We start from the raw sequence: 16,952 nt of genomic DNA, 5'->3' as shown, positions 1-16,952 counted from the left end.
AGCGGTTACGGCTTTTGCTTTAAAATTTAGCTCAAACACGCCTCTACGCCATCTCCTCGGCGCGTTTTAAAAGCTCTCTCGCCCCTTTTTCTATAAATTTATGTGCTAGCTCCTTGCCGACACTTTGAAATTTATCTTTGCTAGTCTCTAAGCTATCTTTTATAAACTCACTTCCATCAGGCAAACCAACGATCGCATCGATGGAAATTTCATCGCCTTGTAGCCTTGCACTTATGCCTATTGGCACTTGGCAACCACCCTCTAAAACGCTTACGAAGTCACGCTCTATGGTCGTTTCTATGACTGCATTTTCATCGTTTAGAAAATCAATCTGCTCTAAAATTTTCTTCTCGTCTCTAGCCTCTATCCCAAGAGCACCCTGCCCCATCGCAGGTATCATCTCATCAAAGCCAAATGTGTAGATATGCACCACTTCAGCCCTGATATTTAAGCGATTTATGCCAGCCATCGCCAAAATAATCGCGTCAAATTCACCCTCTTTTAGCTTTCTAAGTCTAGTTTGCACATTTCCACGAAGTGAAATGATCTCAAGATCAGGCCTCATGATAAGTAGCTGCATCTTACGGCGCAGGCTCGTTGTGCCAACCTTTGCGCCATGTGGCAAGTCGCTAAATTTAGCAAATTTCTCACTTATCATCGCATCTCTTGTATCCTCGCGTGAGCAAATCGCTGCAAGTTTAAGCCCTTTTGGAAAGACTACCGGCACGTCTTTTAGGCTATGCACCGCGATATCAGTCTCGCCTTTTAGCATGCTATCTTCAAGCTCTTTTGTAAAAAGCCCCTTACCGCCGATCTTTGCAAGTGGCGTGTCAAGGATCACGTCGCCCTTTGTCTTCATGCCAATAAGCTCAACTTTTATATCATTATGTTTTGATTCTATTCTAGCTTTGATATGCTCGCTTTGCCAAAGTGCTAAGATACTCTTTCTAGTTGCTATTTTTATCTCTTTCATCATCACTCCTAATTTACTCTTTTTGGCTCTTCGATGACCTCAACGTCGATGATCTCGCCATCATCTTTTTTACTGCCCTGCTCGCTAAAGTTTTGAAATTTAAACTCCTGATAACTCTCATTTTTTGCCACATTTTTCTTAAATATCAAAGAAAAAACGACCACGGCGACACCAAAAACATCTGTCAAAATTCCTGGTAAAAATAGCAGCATTCCGCCAAAGCTAAGTCCTAACTGACTAAATAAATTTCCACCAAGAAAGCTCTTAAACGCCACTTGAGGCGAATTTAAACTAGAAAATCCAGCATTAAAAAGAAGTGCGATGCCCACAAATCCAGAGACCAGCACCTCAAGAAAGTAGTTCAAAAAGCCAAATTTATCTACAAAAAGATAGATAAATACCGCTTCTATCAAAAAAAACAAAAATGTAAAAAATCTCATAAGCTTTCTTTTATCTTTCTAAAGGCGTCGTTTGCATCGATCGTCTCTTTGCTTAGCCCAGCTCTTGTTATAAACTCGACCTTGCCATTTGCAAATTCTTTACCCACAAGCAGTGCATAAGGGAAGCCGATAAGTTCAAAATCATTCATCTTAACGCCAAATCTCTCGTTTCTATCATCGATGATGACGCTAACGCCAGCTTTTTTAAGGCTCTCATAAAGCTCAAATGCAAATTTCACGCCCTCTTCATCTTTTAAATTTGAGATGATGATCTCGACGTCAAACGGTGCGCACTCTTTTTTCCAGATGCAGCCCTTCTTGTCGTGGCTAGCCTCTATCATCACAGCGATCAGCCTGCTGATACCGATGCCATAGCAGCCCATCAAAAATGGCTTTGCTTTGCCATTTTCATCAAGATATGTCGCGTTCATCGCAGCTGAATATTTATCGCCCAGCTGAAAAATATGACCTACCTCGATACCCTTGCTAAGTTTTAAATTTCCGCCACAAACTGGGCATTTATCGCCCTCTTTTACCTTAACAAGGTCTTTAAATCTCTCTTCATTAAATCCACTAACACTAACGCCAACAAAGTGATAGTCCTTTTCGTTGGCACCGCATATCATGTTGTGTGCACCCTTTAGCTCATTATCTATGAAAAATTTCACATCTTTTAGCCCAACTGGTCCGCAAAATCCAGCAGATAGTCCAGCTTTCGCTACGTCAGCCTCGCTAGCATCGACAAGTTCAAGCGCCTTGCAAGCGTTTTGCGCCTTTGTATCTTGAAGCTCGTCATCACCTCTTACAAAAAAGACCACAACCTCTTCCTTGTGCTCATAGATCGCCTTTTTTATAACAGCTTTTATGCAGTAAAACTCACTAACTTTAAAAAATTCCGCCACATCTTTTATCGTTTTTGCATTTGGCGTTAGAAATTTAGCTGCGTCCGCCTCTGGAGCCTCAGCCTCACTAACTCTTGGCTCGCGTCTTGCAGCCTCGACGTTTGCAGCGTATCTGCAAGCCTCGCAGCAAAGTATATCGTCCTCGCCGTTGTTTGCAAGCACCATAAATTCTTTACTGCCACTACCGCCAATGGCTCCGCTATCAGCCTCAACGGCTCTAAAATTTAGCCCTAGGCGGGTAAAAATTTTGCTGTAAGTTGCCTCCATAAGACCAAACTCACGCTTTAGATCATCTTTGCTAGAGTGAAAGCTATAACCATCTTTCATCGTAAATTCGCGGCCTCTTAGCAAGCCAAAGCGTGGTCTTGCTTCGTCACGAAATTTAGTATTTATCTGATATAAATTTAATGGCAGCTGCTTATAGCTAGTAACCTTACCACGCACCAAAGCAACGGCTGCCTCTTCGTTTGTTGGGCTTAGTACAAAGTCATTTTCTTTTCTATCTTTAAAGCGCAAAAGCTCCTTACCAAAGACGTTGTAGCGGCCACTTTGTTTCCAAAGCTCGCTTGAAGTGACCACGCTAAAGCTCACCTCTAGCGCTCCAGCCTCGTCCATCTCCTCTTTTACTACACGTGAAATTTTATCGTGCATGATCTTTCCAAGCGGCAGATAGTTGTAAAGTCCGGAGCCAAATTGCTCGACAAATCCACCCCTAATCAAAAACTGATGGCTTGGCAAAGAGGCATCTTTTGGTGCCTCCTTGGTTGTTGGGGCGTAAAATTTACTAAATTTCATCTATATCTCCTGCTTGAAAAATTTGCTCTTCTTTTATGTCAAATAGATATCTAACTCCACTTGAAAGCTCTCTTGCTCCTTCTTTATCTGCAAGCTCTTTTAATTTCATCGTTGGCTGGTGCAAAAATGCTTTAAAAACTTGGTGAATTAGTTTTTGTGCCTCTTCATAATCACTATGTTTTAGATAGCCCTTTTTGATCGCTTTTTCTAGCTCGTTTTTAGCGCAAATTTCAGCTTTCTTGCGGATTGATTTGATAAGAGGCACACTTAGATCATCTTTTAATATCCTTAAAAACTCGTTCGTACCTTGCCCAACGATCGAGTAGGCTTTTTGTGCCTGCTCTTCCCTTAGAGCTAAATTTTTACGCACGATCTCCTCTAGACTATCAACCGTGTAAACACTAATGAGCTCAGTATTTAAAAGGTCTATATCTCTTGGTACAGCGATATCAAAAAAGTACCTGTGAAATTCTCTTGGTTCGATTATCTCACCTGTGATGATGGCTTGTGGGGCCGCAGTGCTTGAAAAGATGAGATCGTAACTGTTTACATACTCTTTTAGCTTCAAAATGCTATCACAACTGGCGTTGTCGCCAAGACTATCAACAAGCTGCTCAACACGCTCAGAGCTTCTATTTACGATGATGACATTTGCACCGCTTGATATGAGGTGCTTTGCTGCTAGCTCACCCATCTCACCTGCACCAACGACGATAGCCGTTTTGCCCTCAAGTGTGCCAAAAATTTCTTTTGCTTTTGCCACGGCAACGCTTGAAACGGATATTGGATTTTTAGAGATTTGGGTTTCGTTTCTGACTTTAGCAGCACATTTGCAAGCGTAGTGAATGATCTTACTGATCTGCTCGCCACAAGCTGAGCTATCATGGGCAAATTTAAAGGCATTTTTTAGCTGTCCTACGATCTGTGTTTCGCCAACAACTAGACTATCAAGTGAGCTTGCCACAGCAAAGAGGTGATGCACGGCTCCACTATCTTCATAAATGTCTGCTCTTTCATAAAGTTCGTCTTCAAAAACACCTGAAAATATCGACATGCATCTAAAAGCATGGGTCGTTGCACTTTTTAGATCGCTTACACTTGCTATTATTTCAACGCGGTTGCAGGTGTTTAGCACCATGCACTCTTCTATGTTTTTGTTTGACCTTAGCAGTTTTAAAATTTGCTCTTTTTTATCATCACTATCAAATGCAAGCTTTTCTCTAACCGAAATATCAGTATTTTTATACGTAAAACTTATATCTAAATAGTGCATCAAAATTCCCTATCTATCATGCTTTTTATGATCCCTTCAAGCTCGGCGTTTTTATACTCTTTTATCGCTTCTATCGCCTCGTTTCCAAGCTTTTTGGCCTCGTTTATGGCTTTGCTAACTGAGCTAGTTTTGGCAAAATTTTCTTTTAACCACGAAATTTCGCTCTCATCAAGCTTCTTCATCCAAAGCGATCTAAGCTTTGCCTTGCCAGCCTCGTCCAAACTCTTATAAAGATATATGTATGGAAGCGTCGTTTTGCCCTCTACAAAGTCATTAAGTGCTGGTTTTCCGAGTGTTTTTTCATCTTGAGTTATGTCTAATATATCATCAACGATCTGAAACGCAAGGCCTAAATTTTTGCCATAAATTCCAAATTTCTCACTATCTTTGCCAGCTAGCTTTGCCCCACAAATAGCCGTGGCTTCTATCAAAACAGCTGTTTTATAATAAATCATCTTTAAATATTCTTGCTCATCTTCATTAAAATTTTCAGCCATTTTTACATCCATCATCTCACCGATGCTTAGCTTGCTAACTGCATCTGAAACGACAGCTGCGATGCTTGGATCAAATTTAGTAAGCTCAAAAAACGCCTTTGAGTAGAGGATGTCGCCTAGCATGACTGAGTTTTTGCTGCCATAAAGTGCATTTATACTTGGCTTGCCTCGTCTTATATTTGCCTCATCTATGACGTCGTCGTGCAGTAAACTTGCAAGGTGAATAAGCTCGATGATAGCGCAGAGTTTAAGTGAAATTTCACTCTCGCCTGCGATCTTTAAAAGAAGTTTTGAGCGCAGCTTCTTGCCTGAGCTTATTTTTACAAACATCTCACAGGCATCTTTATAGCCAAGCTCGCTTATAAATTTATTCATTATTTCATCGATTTTATCCATACTTTTCCTTTTTATTTAGCTTCGTCAGGATCTCTAAAACCCACGTCTACGCGCTTACTCTCATCTAGCAGAGCCACCCTAAAATGCGCCTTTTTGTCCCTAAAATCAATAAATGATATGTAAAGGCTTACACTCTCGTTTGGTGGTATCGTAAAATCAGGCAAAACTCGCTGCATATAGGTGTTTTGTCCTTGTCTTAGCGAAAAAACCATCTGCCTTGGATAGCGCCTAAAAAAGCTTTGCACAGTGATATTTGTGCTATCAAACAGCGTCCAACGAAAGTCAAATGTCTCGACCCTTTGAGTTCGTTTTTCAGTTATAAAAACCCTCGCCCACTCATCTTTTTTAAGCTCAAATGTGTGAATTGCACTTGGGTCAAAATTTGGCTCCTTAGCAAAAATAAGAGCCACAAGCAGGGCTACAAGTGCAAAAATTCTACTCATTTTGACTTAAAATTTCTCCACTAAGCCCAATATACAAGTCATTTAAACCATTATAAATTTTATCTTGTTCGCTAGCCACAAAATTTGCAACCTCATCTTCGCTAATGCCATGCCTCTCGCAAAGCTCGCTAAGAGCCACAAATTTCTCAAAAATTTTATCTATTTCATTTTTTACCAATAAGGCGTTTGCGTTAAATAAAATGTCATAAAATTTATCCCTCGCACTGCCCTCAAATATATCTATCATCGCTGTTTCTTTGAAAATTTCTTAAGATTATAGCCAATTAAAACTAAGTTAAAAATTTAATATTATCTCCCAAGCCTCACCAACGTTTTTAGCGTTATAGGTCGCTGTCTTGCTCTCCTCGCCAAATCCCCAGCAAACTTGCACATAAGGCATATTTGCGTTTTTGGCTGCAAGCTCGTCTTTTAGGCTATCTCCAACAAAGATCGCCTTGCTGGCTCCCGTCTTTTTAACAGCCAAATGAAGCATCGCAGGATCTGGCTTTTGTGGTATCTCTTTGCTGGCGCCGATGACCTCGTCAAATAGCTCATAAATTTCATTTTTCTTTAAAATTTTCTCTAGTGTATCGTGCGGTGCATTGCTTGCCAAAACGACCTTATAGTGAGCCTCTCTACACTTTTTCAAAAGCTCTTTTACACCATCATAAGTAGTCGCACACTCATCGTAAAATTTCTTAAATTTCTCTTCAAAGCCCTCTTTTAAACTCTTGCTTGGCGTATCGATGCCGTAAAACTCAAGGGCCAAATTTCTACCTGGCTCGTTGATCGCTTTTATTATAAAATCTTTATCGAGTGGCGCTAAGCTTAGCTCGTCTCTTACTTCATTTACCGTTTTATATATCGCCTCGCCGCTATCGATCACCGTACCGTCCATATCAAAAATAACTACTTTCAATCCTCATCCTTAAATTTATTTTTATACTTTTCTTTTTTATATGTCTTTTGATTTTTTAGCTTATCAAGCAGATTTGCCGCCTTTAAAAGCTCCTCTTTTGGGGCGTTTTTGATAAGTAAATTTATAAAATCCTCCAGCGCCTTTGAGTATGGTTGATCAAGATAAACAGCCTCTACTTTTTCCATAATCTTTGCGTTTTTTTCGACTCTTTGACGAAATTCACTCTCGTCAAAGTCATCTCTTTTTAAGCCATTTATCGCTGATTTTGCAAATTTTTCTAGCGCACGAAGATATTTTACGCGTTTAAATTTGTCCGTGACTTGGTTCAAATTTCTCCTTTTTTTGGCAAATTATATCAAAATTTGATTTTATCCCCTAAATTTTGGCTTTACTAATGTATAATTTACGTAAAAATTACCAAACAAGGAGCAAAAATGAAGCAAGAAACCGCTGCGATCCACGTAGGCTACGACACAAACGAAGGCTTTGGCACGATGGCTGTGCCTATTTTTCAAAGCACGGCTTATGACTTTGGAAGTGCCGAGGTCGCAGCTGCTAGGTTTGAGCTAAAAGATGGCGGCCACATCTACACCAGGCTTGCCAACCCAACGACAGACGTCTTTGAAAAAAGAGTCGCTGCACTTGAGGGTGGAGCCGCTGCGATAGCGACTGCGAGCGGCCAGGCAGCGTTGTTTTACAGTATCATAAATTTAGCCCAAGCAGGCGATAACATTATAATCGCTAAGAAAATTTATGGCGGCACGACGGTGCTTTTTACACACACGCTAAAGAGATTTGGTATAGAGGCTAGAGTCTTTGACAGCGACACAGCTGATGATCTGGAGGATTTTATAGATGATAAAACTAGGGCTATATTTTTTGAAACGCTCTCAAATCCACAAATTTCTATCCCAAATATCGAGAAAATCGTAGAAATCGCAAACAAATATGGCATCATCAGCATAACCGACAACACCGTGCCAACGCCTATCATCTTTCAGCCGCTTCGCCACGGTGTCGACGTTTGCGTGCATAGTGCTAGCAAATATATGAGCGGTCAGGGCCTTAGCCTAGCTGGCGTGGTCGTAAGCGCAAATCACCTAAACGAAAAGCTAAAAGGCAACAAGAGATATGAGCATTTTAACACGCCAGACGCAAGCTATCACGACATCGTATATGCCAATATGACAGATAGTTTTGACATCTACACGCTAAGAATGAGACTTGCTATTGTGCGTGACATCGGCGCTGTGATCTCTCCGTTTAACTCTTGGCAACTCATACAAGGCCTCGAAACGCTTGCTGTTAGGATAGAAAGACACTCGCAAAATGCCCTAAAAGTGGCTAAATTTCTAAACTCTCACAAACATATAAAAAGCGTCGCATATCCAGGGCTAGCTGACAACGTAGATCACGCAAAGGCTCAAAAATACTTTAAAGACGGCATGGCTAGCGGACTATTTTGCTTTGAAACTGATAGCTTTGAACGCGCAAAAAAGATGCTTGAGCGCGTAAAACTCTTTAAGATCGTGGTAAATATCGGCGATACAAAGTCGCTCATCACGCATCCAGCCTCAACGACTCACCAACAGCTAAGTGGCGAAGAGCTCATCAAAGCTGGCATCACAAAAGAGCTAATAAGAGTGAGCATAGGCCTTGAAAACGCTGAGGATCTGATCGCTGATCTAGCTCAAGCTTTGGAATAAAGAAATTTCTAGCTCATTTTGGGCTAGAAATTTAAATTTTACTCTAACTTTAAATACCTTGTCTGAACTTGGCTGCAAGACAAATTCAAATTAAAAATCTGCCGCCCATTATGAAGGTATATACGGTTGCGCTTTTTACCACATGTGTTTTAAAAAATTTCATTAATGAAATAGTATAAATTTAATATGTCAAATACTTAACCGTATCTTGATACAGCACTTGATTTTCGCATTGTATCAGCAACAGGTCATTTTCTTCAAAGATTGTTGAGCCAGTTGGCTTTTGATACTCATTTTTGCGTTTTATTAGGATTATTAAAAATTCGCTTGGAAGCTCAAGCTGAGCCAAATCTTTGCCAATTAGTTTTGAGCCATAGTGGATGGTATGTTGACGAAGTGTGTAGCTTAAGATCGGGGAGTTTTCTACCGGTTTAACATCCTCTTGCTCGCTCTCTTTGACTTTAAATTTATCAGCCGCAAAGCCAAGTGACATACCCTGTATCAAAATCGAAATCAAAACCATAAAAAATATAATGTTAAAAATCATATCCGCATCACGCACGCCATCTACATAAACATAGGTAGCTAGCACCACTGGTACAACACCTCTTAGTCCAACCCAAGAGATAAAAATTTGCTCATTTATCTTAAATTTTGAAAATGCAAGCGACGCAAAAATACCAAGTGGTCTTGCAAAAAACATAAGCCACAAGGCCAAAACAAGCGCCATTAGTGCTGTTGCTGGAAGCTGCGAAGGATTTACTAAAAGACCAAGTGTTAAAAAGACAACTATTTGCATCGTCCAAGCGATACCATCGTGAAAACCGACTAAATTTTTCTTATGAGAAAACTCTTTTTTGTTTATAAAAATTCCAGCTATGTAAACAGCCAGGTAGCCGTTGCCACCAACCTTAAAGCAAAGTGTGTATAAAAGCAATATCCAAGCGATAGAAAAAACTGGATAAAGGCCCCAGCTTTTTAGGCGAAGTCTATTAAAGATAGCTGGCAAAGTTACGCCAAATAAATAGCCCATGGCAATACCTATACCAAACTGCTTAACAAGCGTAATAGCCCACTCAGATGCTGTCGGTGTGCTATTTAGCGAGATCATTTGAATGATAGTCATGGTTAAAAATATCGCCATTGGATCGTTTGAGCCAGATTCTAGCTCAAGAAGCGGTGCAATCCTATTTTTAAGTGAAATTTTCTTAGCTCTTAGTATGGCAAACACAGCTGCTGCATCTGTCGAAGAGATGATAGAACCTAGCAAAAACGCCTCTGCCCAAGTAAAATCAAGCAGATATTTTGCTACTGGAGCAATAGCTAGTGCAGTTAAAAAAACGCCAAGTGTAGCAAGAGCCAAACCTCTACCAAAAATCGGCTTTATCGCTGCAAAATCAGTATCTAGCCCACCAGCATAAAGTATAAATATGAGTGCTAGCATGCCAACATTTTGAGCGATTACTTGGTCATCAAAATTTACACCCAGCAAGCCGTCTGAGCCTGCCAACATACCAACACCTAAAAATATTATTAAAGATGGAATTCCGAATTTATCAGAGATCTTGCTAAGAAGAATACTGGTTATAAGCAAAACCGCAAAAAATAGTAGTAAATTCTCCAATCCAACTCCACAATTTTATATTAAATCATGCTTTCAAAAGCTTCAAATTTTTCTTGATTTGAAAGCATTTCAAGCAAGACGCCATAGTTATCTTTTATCTCATCTTGAAGCTTAGTAGTAAGCTCTTTGGCGTCTTTGCCATCTCTTGGGTAGGCAACGACTAGGTCAATTGGCTCAGCATTTAAAAACTCTTGAATGCCAGACAATAGCTCAATAGCACCTTTTTCATTTGTCCCATGGAGCACAACTATATAATGCTCATTTTCTCTTATAACAACGTCGGTTTGTCTTAAAAATTTTTCAAAAATTTCATCATACTCTTTGCTATCTGGTAGAGAAAAATATATCAAAGATAAATTTTTTGCATAATCTTTCACATTTTTATAGCGTTTGATCAAAGCTATCTCAAGATCTATTATTGATAAAATATCAACTGGTGAGAAAATTTTTGCTGCCATTTTTAACCTTTTATCCTATTTTTTAATTTTAAATTATTATATCTTGTAAATTTTCAAAAACAAAGACATTCATTCCGTTTTTATATTCATATCTAAATTTGAGCCCATGCGCATCAAGTATATTGCTAACTATATATAAACCAAGACCAAAACTTTTTTGCGCATCCTCTCCTTTAATAAATGGCTGGATATAAAAATCAAGGTCATTTTTTAGCTTCTCACCTTGGGTTATAAATTTCATATGTTCTTTATTAACGATGATATTTACATGCTTATCAGTTGAGTATTTTATGCCATTATCTATCATATTTTTTATAGCGACTGAAAATAGCTTAAAATCAACCATCACCCTAACCTCATCAAGCTCGCTAATGCCAACGTGCTCTTTTTCTACCATTGCTATATCTATGGCTTCATCGATAAGATCTCTCATAAGACAAGGTGTTTTATTGTTAAGTCCGATTTTTGATGTTATCTGCTCGATCGCAGCAAGCTCATTTATTAAATTTTCAAGCTTGTGAAAAACCGAGATTAGTCTCTCTTGATTTTTACTTTTTTCTATCATTTGAGCAGCTATTAGTCCCTTTGTGATAGGTGTTTTTAGCTCGTGCATGATGTTTCTTAAAAAAAGATGCCTTGAGTCATTAAGTGCCTTTATCTGACAAACTGCCTCGTAAAACGCCTCTGAAACTTCAGAAATTTCATCCTTGCCACTTCCTACATTTTGCACACCATCAAGCTCGCCATTTGCAAATTTAACAATCTGGCGCTTTAGCTTTCTAAGTGGCTTTATCTTATAGATGACAAAAATATAAGCAGCCAACAAGATCACAGCAACTACTAAAAAAACGGCCTTTATCACTTCGTATCTATAAGGTTGAAATTCCTTATCCATTAAAAGTTTTAGTTCATCTAAATGCTCAATCTTTAGATAGTGGTGCTTTTCATAAAGTAAAATAGCACTAGATCCTAAATCGCTTGAAATTTCTTCTAAAACGGTTGCTTGCTTTAAAATTTCATCTTTTTTCTTCTCATCTTTGATCTCTGGCATATCGATGTTTGAAAGCTGGCGGTCATACTGAGCTTTATTTATGATGCCACCCATGTAAAACAAATTTGTCCTAGCAACATTTGAGTATTTGTTATTTAGCTCTCTTGTATAGTTTTGCTTATCAAAACCCATGAGCCACAAAAAGGCTAGAAAAATCGAAACAAGTGCGAGCCCAAAGATAAAAGTTATAGTTATAAAAATAGATGATCTTGGCATCAAAGAACCAATTTGTAGCCAATACCGCGGATCGCATGGATATATTTTGGCTCTTTTGGATTTTCATTTAGTTTTTGGCGAATCCTACCAATGATAACATCTATACTTTTGTTTGAGCTATCTTCATTTATGCTTTCGCAGTTATAGATAAGTTCCTCTCTAGTGACCGCTCCGCCCTCTTTTAAAAGTAGGTATTTTAAGATGTCGTATTCTGCAGCAGTTAAATTTAGCACGTTTCCTTTGAATAAAATTTCATGCTCAAACTCTTTTAAAACCAAGTCTTTATTTAAATTTTTTGACTCATTTAAAGGGGTTGCACTTTGTCTTCTTAAATGGCTTTTGATACGAGCTAACAGCTCTTGTGGGTCATATGGCTTTGGCAAATAATCATCAGCACCGTTATCCAGCGCATTTACCTTATCTGTTATATCATGCCTTGCGCTTGATATGATTATAGGGATGTTGTGATTTTTTCTGATCTCTTTGCAAACTTCTAGTCCGTCCATACCTGGCAAAGTAAGATCTAGTATAACTAGGTCAAATTTACTTGTGTTTAGCGTAGATAGTCCGATGTAAGGCTCTTCGGCAGTAGTCACTTCGATATCATAATTTTCTAGATACTCGGTTAAAATTTCAGCAAGTTCCATATCATCTTCTATCATTAAAATTCTAGTCATGATCTTTCCTGTTGTAAATTTAATTTTTAAGGATTATAGCAGATTAAGGTTTTAAAAATTTAAAAGGGCTAAGAGCTGAAATTTCAGCTCTTAAGTGGTTATTTTATAACAAGGCCTTGCATAATGCCACCGCGATTTACCCACACCAGCGTCTTTTTGCCTTTTGCGTTTTTGACCGTATTTGAAAATGTCTGAAGGTCTTTTATGCTCTCTTCGCCAACTTGCACGATCACGTCGCCTCTTTCAAAGCCAAAATCTTCAGCCCTAGAGCCACTTTTTACGTCAGTTACAAGCACGCCTTGGGTATCTGGGCTGATCTTATACTTAAATCTTATCTCATCGCTTAGATTGCTAACGCTAAGGCCGTCGATGATGACACTTTTTGAGGCTGTTTTTGCATTGTGATCCATATTGACAAGCTTGATTTTTGCGTTCATTATCTTGTTTGATCTCTCAAAAGCTACATCAATGGTACTATTTGGCGTAAGTGAGCCGATGAAATTTTTAAGATCATTTGCATTTTTAATGGTTTTGTCATTTGCAGATATGACTAAGTCGCCTCTTTTTAACCCGGCCTCATCTGCTGGCATACCCTGCTCTACACCGCTTATTAGCGCGCCTTCTTTATTTGTATAAAGCTCTTTTTGCTCATCTGTTAAATTTGCGATCGTAACGCCGATAAAGCCACGCTCTATTTTGCCATCGACTATTAATTTTTTAGCGATATCTTTTACCATATTTGATGGTATAGCAAAGCCAATGCCGTTGTTACCGCCACTTTTTGAAAGTATGGCTGAGTTTATACCAACCAAATAGCCCCTGCTATCAACCAAAGCACCACCTGAGTTGCCAGGATTTATAGAGGCGTCTGTTTGGATGAAATTTTCATATTGATTAAGGCCGATATTATCTTTGTTTAGGCCTGAGACGATGCCTTGAGTGATACTCTCACCAACACCAAATGGATTACCTATGGCAAATACAACATCTGCATCAAGCAATTTTGACGAATCAGCAAATGTGATAGCATTTAGGCCGTTTGCCTCTATCTTTATGACAGCCAGGTCAGTTTTTGGATCGCTGCCTACTAGTTTGGCCTTAAATTCTTTACCTCCATTTGCTAGAGTAACTACAATCTGGTCACTATCCTCAATGACGTGGTTGTTTGTAACGATATAGCCGTCATTTGAGATAATAACACCAGAGCCAAGCGAAGTTGCTTTTTCTTTCTCTTTTGGTCTACCAAAGTTAAATCCAAAAAATTCGTTAAAAAATGGATCGTTAAACATCTGTTCTATGCCGTTGCTGGCCACCATTTTTGTGGTTGAAATGTTTACGACCGAGAGTTTTGCCTGAGCAATAGAGTCGTAGTATGAGAGTACGCTATTTTTATCATTAAGTGGCGAAACCCTCGTGATATCAGAATTTGCTTCATTTATTTTAATCTCAGCTCCAATCAGCAAAGAAGCTGTTGCTAATGAAATTAGCACAATCTTTTTCATTTTTTTCCTTTAGATTGAAAATGTTTGTAAATTATAAATGCGAGGAAAAAATAAAATCTTAACGCTTTTTCTCATTAGTAAATAAAAATAAACTTGACTTGCATAGACTAAAGCTTTGTGATATAATTCGTATCAAAAAAATATAAGGAGAGCATATGAGTGAAAGCTTATACGAAACTTTAGGAGTTTCAAAGGGTGCCTCAAGCGACGAGATAAAAAAAGCTTATAGAAAACTTGCCAGAAAATACCATCCAGACATCAACAAAGACCCTGGCGCAGAAGATAAATTTAAAGAGATAAATGCTGCTTATGAAATTTTAAGCGATGATGCAAAACGCGCTCAATATGACCAGTATGGCGACACTATGTTTGGCGGTCAAAATTTCCACGACTTTGCCAGAGGTTCGGCCGATATGGGCGACCTAAATGAAATTTTAAAAAATATTTTCTCTGGCGGATTTGGTGGAGGAAGTGCCAAATTTAGCAGCGGTTTTAGTAGTAGTTTTGGAGGCTTTGACGGATTTGGTAGCAGTGGATTTGGCTTTAGCGGAGCTGATCTGGATATAAATGCTAAAATTTCTATACCGTTTGACGTGGCCGTAACTGGTGGCGAACACAAGATAAATGTCAATAATGAGAGTATCAAGATAAAAATTCCAAGTGGCATAGAGGGTGGAGAGAAACTTCGTATAAAAGGCAAAGGCAAGAGCGCTGGCGGCCAAAAAGGTGATCTTATCCTTGCTATTAGTGTTGAACCAAGCGACGAGTACGAAAGAGTTGGCGATGATCTATATAAAGATGTAGAAATTCCACTAAAAACTATGCTTTTTGGTGGCAAAATTGACGTTCATACATATAAAAAAGATGTCACCATAAAGATCGCTGAAAACTCAAAAACGGGCACGAAAATCCGCCTAAAAGGATATGGAGTACAAAATAGGAAGAGTGGAATTTATGGGGATCTTTACTTAAAAGCTAGAGTAAAACTTCCAAACATTAGCGAGCTAGACGAGAGTCTAGTAAAAGAATTAAAAGAAAAATTACCGGAGTAAAAAATGCAAAATTATGAAGAACCACTTTTTTTAATAAGCGTTGTAGCAAAGGTTTTGAGTATACATCCACAAACTTTAAGACAGTATGAAAGAGAGGGGCTTGTCGAGCCATCAAGAACAGATGGCAAGATGAGACTTTACTCTCAAAAAGATGTCGATCGTGTAAAAACTATACTAAATTTAACACGTGAACTAGGCGTAAATTTAGCCGGCGTTGATGTGATACTTCAGTTAAGAGAGAAGATTGACGATTTAGAATCAACAATTGATGAGCTAAATAAAAAATTACACGAAGCTACAAATCAAACTAGCTCCAAAAGATCACTTGTAAAGAGAAAAAATAGCTTTGATCTAGTCTTTTATGAAGGTAAAGAATAATTTATGGAACAAATTTTAGAAGGTTTCTTGCTTGTAGCTGCAATATCTGTTGCATTAAATGTAATTTTCAAAAAATTTCAGATCCCAACTATCATCGGCTACATCGTAACCGGAACGCTTATATCAGAATTTTTTAATTTAAAAAGCAACGATGAGATTTCTCATATTGCAGAGTTTGGTATCGCGTTTTTAATGTTTACCATTGGGCTTGAGTTTAGTTTTAAACATCTTATGAGTATGAAAAAAGAGGTCTTTTTAAATGGTGGCTTGCAAGTTTGCTTAAGCGGCTTTATAATGGGCGTAATGCTCTACTATGCTTTGCATTTAAAAGACGAGACAGCCTTAATAGCAGGTCTTGCATTTGCTCTTTCATCAACTGCAATAGTACTAAAAACGCTAAATGACAACGGTGATGTGAGTAAAATTTATGGTAGAAAAACACTTGGAATTTTACTATTTCAAGATATCGCCGTGATTCCGATCCTACTTATGATAGATATGTTTAGCTCACAAGATGCTTCTATAAATGAGCTTTTACTAAAGACATTTACAAGTGCTACGATACTTATTATCGTGTTATTTTTACTTGGTAAATATGTCATAAACTGGATTTTTTATAAAGTTGTCCAAACAAATTCACAAGAGGTTTTTATAGCGACGATACTTTTTATGGTTGTTGGTGCTAGCACGCTAGCTCACTTCTTTGGCTTTTCATACTCTTTGGGTGCATTTTTGGCTGGTATGATGATGGCGGAGACGCAGTACAAGCATCAGATCGAAGTCGACCTCATACCTTTTAGAGACTTGCTTCTTGGGCTATTTTTCATAACTGTTGGCATGCAGATAAATTTTGCTGTCGTTATCTCAAATATCTGGCTAGTACTTGGCCTAGTCTTTAGTGTCATGGTGATAAAAGCTATCGTTGTTTTTGCTATTTTAAATATCTACTTAAAGCGAAGAGTTGCTGCAAAAACAGCACTTAGTATTTGTCAAATAGGTGAATTTGCGCTAGCCGTTTTTGGACTAATGACAACAAGAAATTTACTTGACATCCAAACAGCTCAAATTTTTATCGCAGCGTCTGTTATATCGATGTTTGCAACACCTTTTATACTAAAAAAACTTGATGTTATAGCTGATCTGATAGAACGCGAGATCGTAATCGAACCAAGCGAAACCCTAAAGCCACAAACGATTAAAAATCATATTGTGGTTTTTGGCTATGATAGACTGGGTCAAGAGGTTGTTTTAAGGCTAAAAGAGACAAAGCTTTTATATCTTGTGCTTGATAATGATATTAGCTTAGTTGAGCTTGGCAGAAGCCGCGGAGAAAATGTATTTTTAGGAAATGTTTTACAAAACCACACCCTTGAAAATGCTTGTCTAAAAGACGCAGCTGCTGTTATCATCACTGTTAGTAACGAACAAAGAGTCGAACTTATCGCTCAAAAGATAAAAGATTATGGCGTAAACACTCAAACTATCATAAAGATAAATGGTGAAGGAAATAAAGATATTTTTGGTGAATTAGGCAAGAATTTTCACCTAATCAGTGAAGAGCGTGTCATGGCAAAAACACTCGTTCACGAGGCTCTTCAGTGTAAGATAGATCATGATATTAGAGCATAAAAGATAGAATTTTATACTGTA

The 16,952-nt window shown here is 38.4% G+C and carries 18 protein-coding genes; 4 read left to right on the top strand and 14 right to left on the bottom strand.

Translation table 11 applies throughout. The features are described from left to right. Positions 1-43: 43 nt before the first annotated feature. Genes hemC through ACTTKV_RS07005 form a run of 9 tightly spaced genes read right to left on the bottom strand, consistent with a single transcriptional unit; the run spans position 44 to position 6,967 of the window. Positions 44-973 (bottom strand): hydroxymethylbilane synthase, encoded by a 930-nt coding sequence (gene hemC / locus ACTTKV_RS07045; RefSeq protein WP_442549885.1) that lies wholly within the window; start codon positions 971-973, stop codon positions 44-46. An 8-nt stretch (positions 974-981) separates the two neighbouring features. Next, on the bottom strand, positions 982-1,413 hold the full coding sequence (locus ACTTKV_RS07040) for an FxsA family protein (RefSeq protein ID WP_442549884.1): 432 nt from the start codon (positions 1,411-1,413) through the stop codon (positions 982-984). Beyond that, positions 1,410-3,110 (bottom strand): proline--tRNA ligase, encoded by a 1,701-nt coding sequence (locus ACTTKV_RS07035; protein ID WP_442549883.1) that lies wholly within the window; start codon positions 3,108-3,110, stop codon positions 1,410-1,412. The genes ACTTKV_RS07040 and ACTTKV_RS07035 overlap by 4 nt, the downstream gene beginning before the upstream one ends. Then, positions 3,100-4,383 (bottom strand): glutamyl-tRNA reductase, encoded by a 1,284-nt coding sequence (gene hemA / locus ACTTKV_RS07030; RefSeq protein ID WP_442549882.1) that lies wholly within the window; start codon positions 4,381-4,383, stop codon positions 3,100-3,102. Before hemA ends, ACTTKV_RS07035 begins: the two co-directional genes overlap by 11 nt. Next, the gene (locus ACTTKV_RS07025; RefSeq protein WP_442549881.1) at positions 4,383-5,276 is read right to left on the bottom strand and encodes a polyprenyl synthetase family protein; all 894 of its coding nucleotides are present in this window, start codon (positions 5,274-5,276) and stop codon (positions 4,383-4,385) included. The genes hemA and ACTTKV_RS07025 overlap by 1 nt, the downstream gene beginning before the upstream one ends. An 11-nt stretch (positions 5,277-5,287) precedes the next feature. Continuing rightward, positions 5,288-5,719 carry a hypothetical protein gene (locus ACTTKV_RS07020; RefSeq protein ID WP_442549880.1) on the bottom strand — a complete coding sequence of 144 codons (432 nt, stop codon included), beginning with the start codon at positions 5,717-5,719 and terminating at the stop codon, positions 5,288-5,290. Continuing rightward, positions 5,712-5,966 (bottom strand): DUF2018 family protein, encoded by a 255-nt coding sequence (locus tag ACTTKV_RS07015; RefSeq protein WP_107686466.1) that lies wholly within the window; start codon positions 5,964-5,966, stop codon positions 5,712-5,714. The genes ACTTKV_RS07020 and ACTTKV_RS07015 overlap by 8 nt, the downstream gene beginning before the upstream one ends. 48 nt (positions 5,967-6,014) lie before the next feature. Beyond that, positions 6,015-6,638 carry an HAD family hydrolase gene (locus tag ACTTKV_RS07010; protein WP_103649359.1) on the bottom strand — a complete coding sequence of 208 codons (624 nt, stop codon included), beginning with the start codon at positions 6,636-6,638 and terminating at the stop codon, positions 6,015-6,017. After that, the gene (locus ACTTKV_RS07005; protein ID WP_103649360.1) at positions 6,635-6,967 is read right to left on the bottom strand and encodes a hypothetical protein; all 333 of its coding nucleotides are present in this window, start codon (positions 6,965-6,967) and stop codon (positions 6,635-6,637) included. Before ACTTKV_RS07005 ends, ACTTKV_RS07010 begins: the two co-directional genes overlap by 4 nt. A 105-nt stretch (positions 6,968-7,072) precedes the next feature. On the opposite strand from ACTTKV_RS07005, the gene ACTTKV_RS07000 reads away from it, so the two are divergent. Next, a complete protein-coding gene (locus ACTTKV_RS07000) occupies positions 7,073-8,344 on the top strand; it encodes an O-acetylhomoserine aminocarboxypropyltransferase/cysteine synthase family protein (RefSeq protein WP_103649361.1) in 1,272 nt (423 codons plus the stop codon). 181 nt (positions 8,345-8,525) lie between these two features. Here ACTTKV_RS07000 and ACTTKV_RS06995 read toward each other — a convergent pair whose 3' ends face one another. From ACTTKV_RS06995 to ACTTKV_RS06975, 5 genes are all read right to left on the bottom strand, one after another. Beyond that, the gene (locus tag ACTTKV_RS06995; RefSeq protein ID WP_442549879.1) at positions 8,526-9,968 is read right to left on the bottom strand and encodes a potassium/proton antiporter; all 1,443 of its coding nucleotides are present in this window, start codon (positions 9,966-9,968) and stop codon (positions 8,526-8,528) included. A gap of 20 nt (positions 9,969-9,988) precedes the next feature. Next, positions 9,989-10,426, bottom strand: coding sequence for a pyridoxal-5'-phosphate-dependent protein (locus ACTTKV_RS06990; RefSeq protein ID WP_442549878.1), 438 nt, complete (start codon positions 10,424-10,426; stop codon positions 9,989-9,991). A gap of 28 nt (positions 10,427-10,454) precedes the next feature. Further along, the gene (locus ACTTKV_RS06985) at positions 10,455-11,693 is read right to left on the bottom strand and encodes an ArsS family sensor histidine kinase (RefSeq protein WP_442549877.1); all 1,239 of its coding nucleotides are present in this window, start codon (positions 11,691-11,693) and stop codon (positions 10,455-10,457) included. After that, the gene (locus ACTTKV_RS06980; protein ID WP_442549876.1) at positions 11,693-12,370 is read right to left on the bottom strand and encodes a response regulator transcription factor; all 678 of its coding nucleotides are present in this window, start codon (positions 12,368-12,370) and stop codon (positions 11,693-11,695) included. Before ACTTKV_RS06980 ends, ACTTKV_RS06985 begins: the two co-directional genes overlap by 1 nt. 98 nt (positions 12,371-12,468) lie before the next feature. Further along, the gene (locus tag ACTTKV_RS06975) at positions 12,469-13,872 is read right to left on the bottom strand and encodes a Do family serine endopeptidase (RefSeq protein WP_442549875.1); all 1,404 of its coding nucleotides are present in this window, start codon (positions 13,870-13,872) and stop codon (positions 12,469-12,471) included. Positions 13,873-14,027: 155 nt separating this feature from the next. Between ACTTKV_RS06975 and ACTTKV_RS06970 the strand changes: the two genes are divergently transcribed. The 3 genes from ACTTKV_RS06970 to ACTTKV_RS06960 are packed head-to-tail and all read left to right on the top strand — an operon-like array spanning position 14,028 to position 16,931. Further along, positions 14,028-14,924 carry a DnaJ C-terminal domain-containing protein gene (locus ACTTKV_RS06970; protein WP_442549874.1) on the top strand — a complete coding sequence of 299 codons (897 nt, stop codon included), beginning with the start codon at positions 14,028-14,030 and terminating at the stop codon, positions 14,922-14,924. A 3-nt stretch (positions 14,925-14,927) separates the two neighbouring features. Beyond that, on the top strand, positions 14,928-15,302 hold the full coding sequence (locus tag ACTTKV_RS06965) for a heat shock protein transcriptional repressor HspR (RefSeq protein ID WP_442549873.1): 375 nt from the start codon (positions 14,928-14,930) through the stop codon (positions 15,300-15,302). Positions 15,303-15,305: 3 nt separating this feature from the next. Next, positions 15,306-16,931 carry a cation:proton antiporter gene (locus tag ACTTKV_RS06960; RefSeq protein ID WP_442549872.1) on the top strand — a complete coding sequence of 542 codons (1,626 nt, stop codon included), beginning with the start codon at positions 15,306-15,308 and terminating at the stop codon, positions 16,929-16,931. Positions 16,932-16,952: the final 21 nt, after the last annotated feature.

It is taken from the genome of Campylobacter sp. (genome assembly GCF_052169515.1).
Classification (GTDB): domain Bacteria; phylum Campylobacterota; class Campylobacteria; order Campylobacterales; family Campylobacteraceae; genus Campylobacter_A.
Note: the sequence above shows the minus strand (reverse complement) of the source record. Positions and strands in the feature narration are given on the sequence as shown.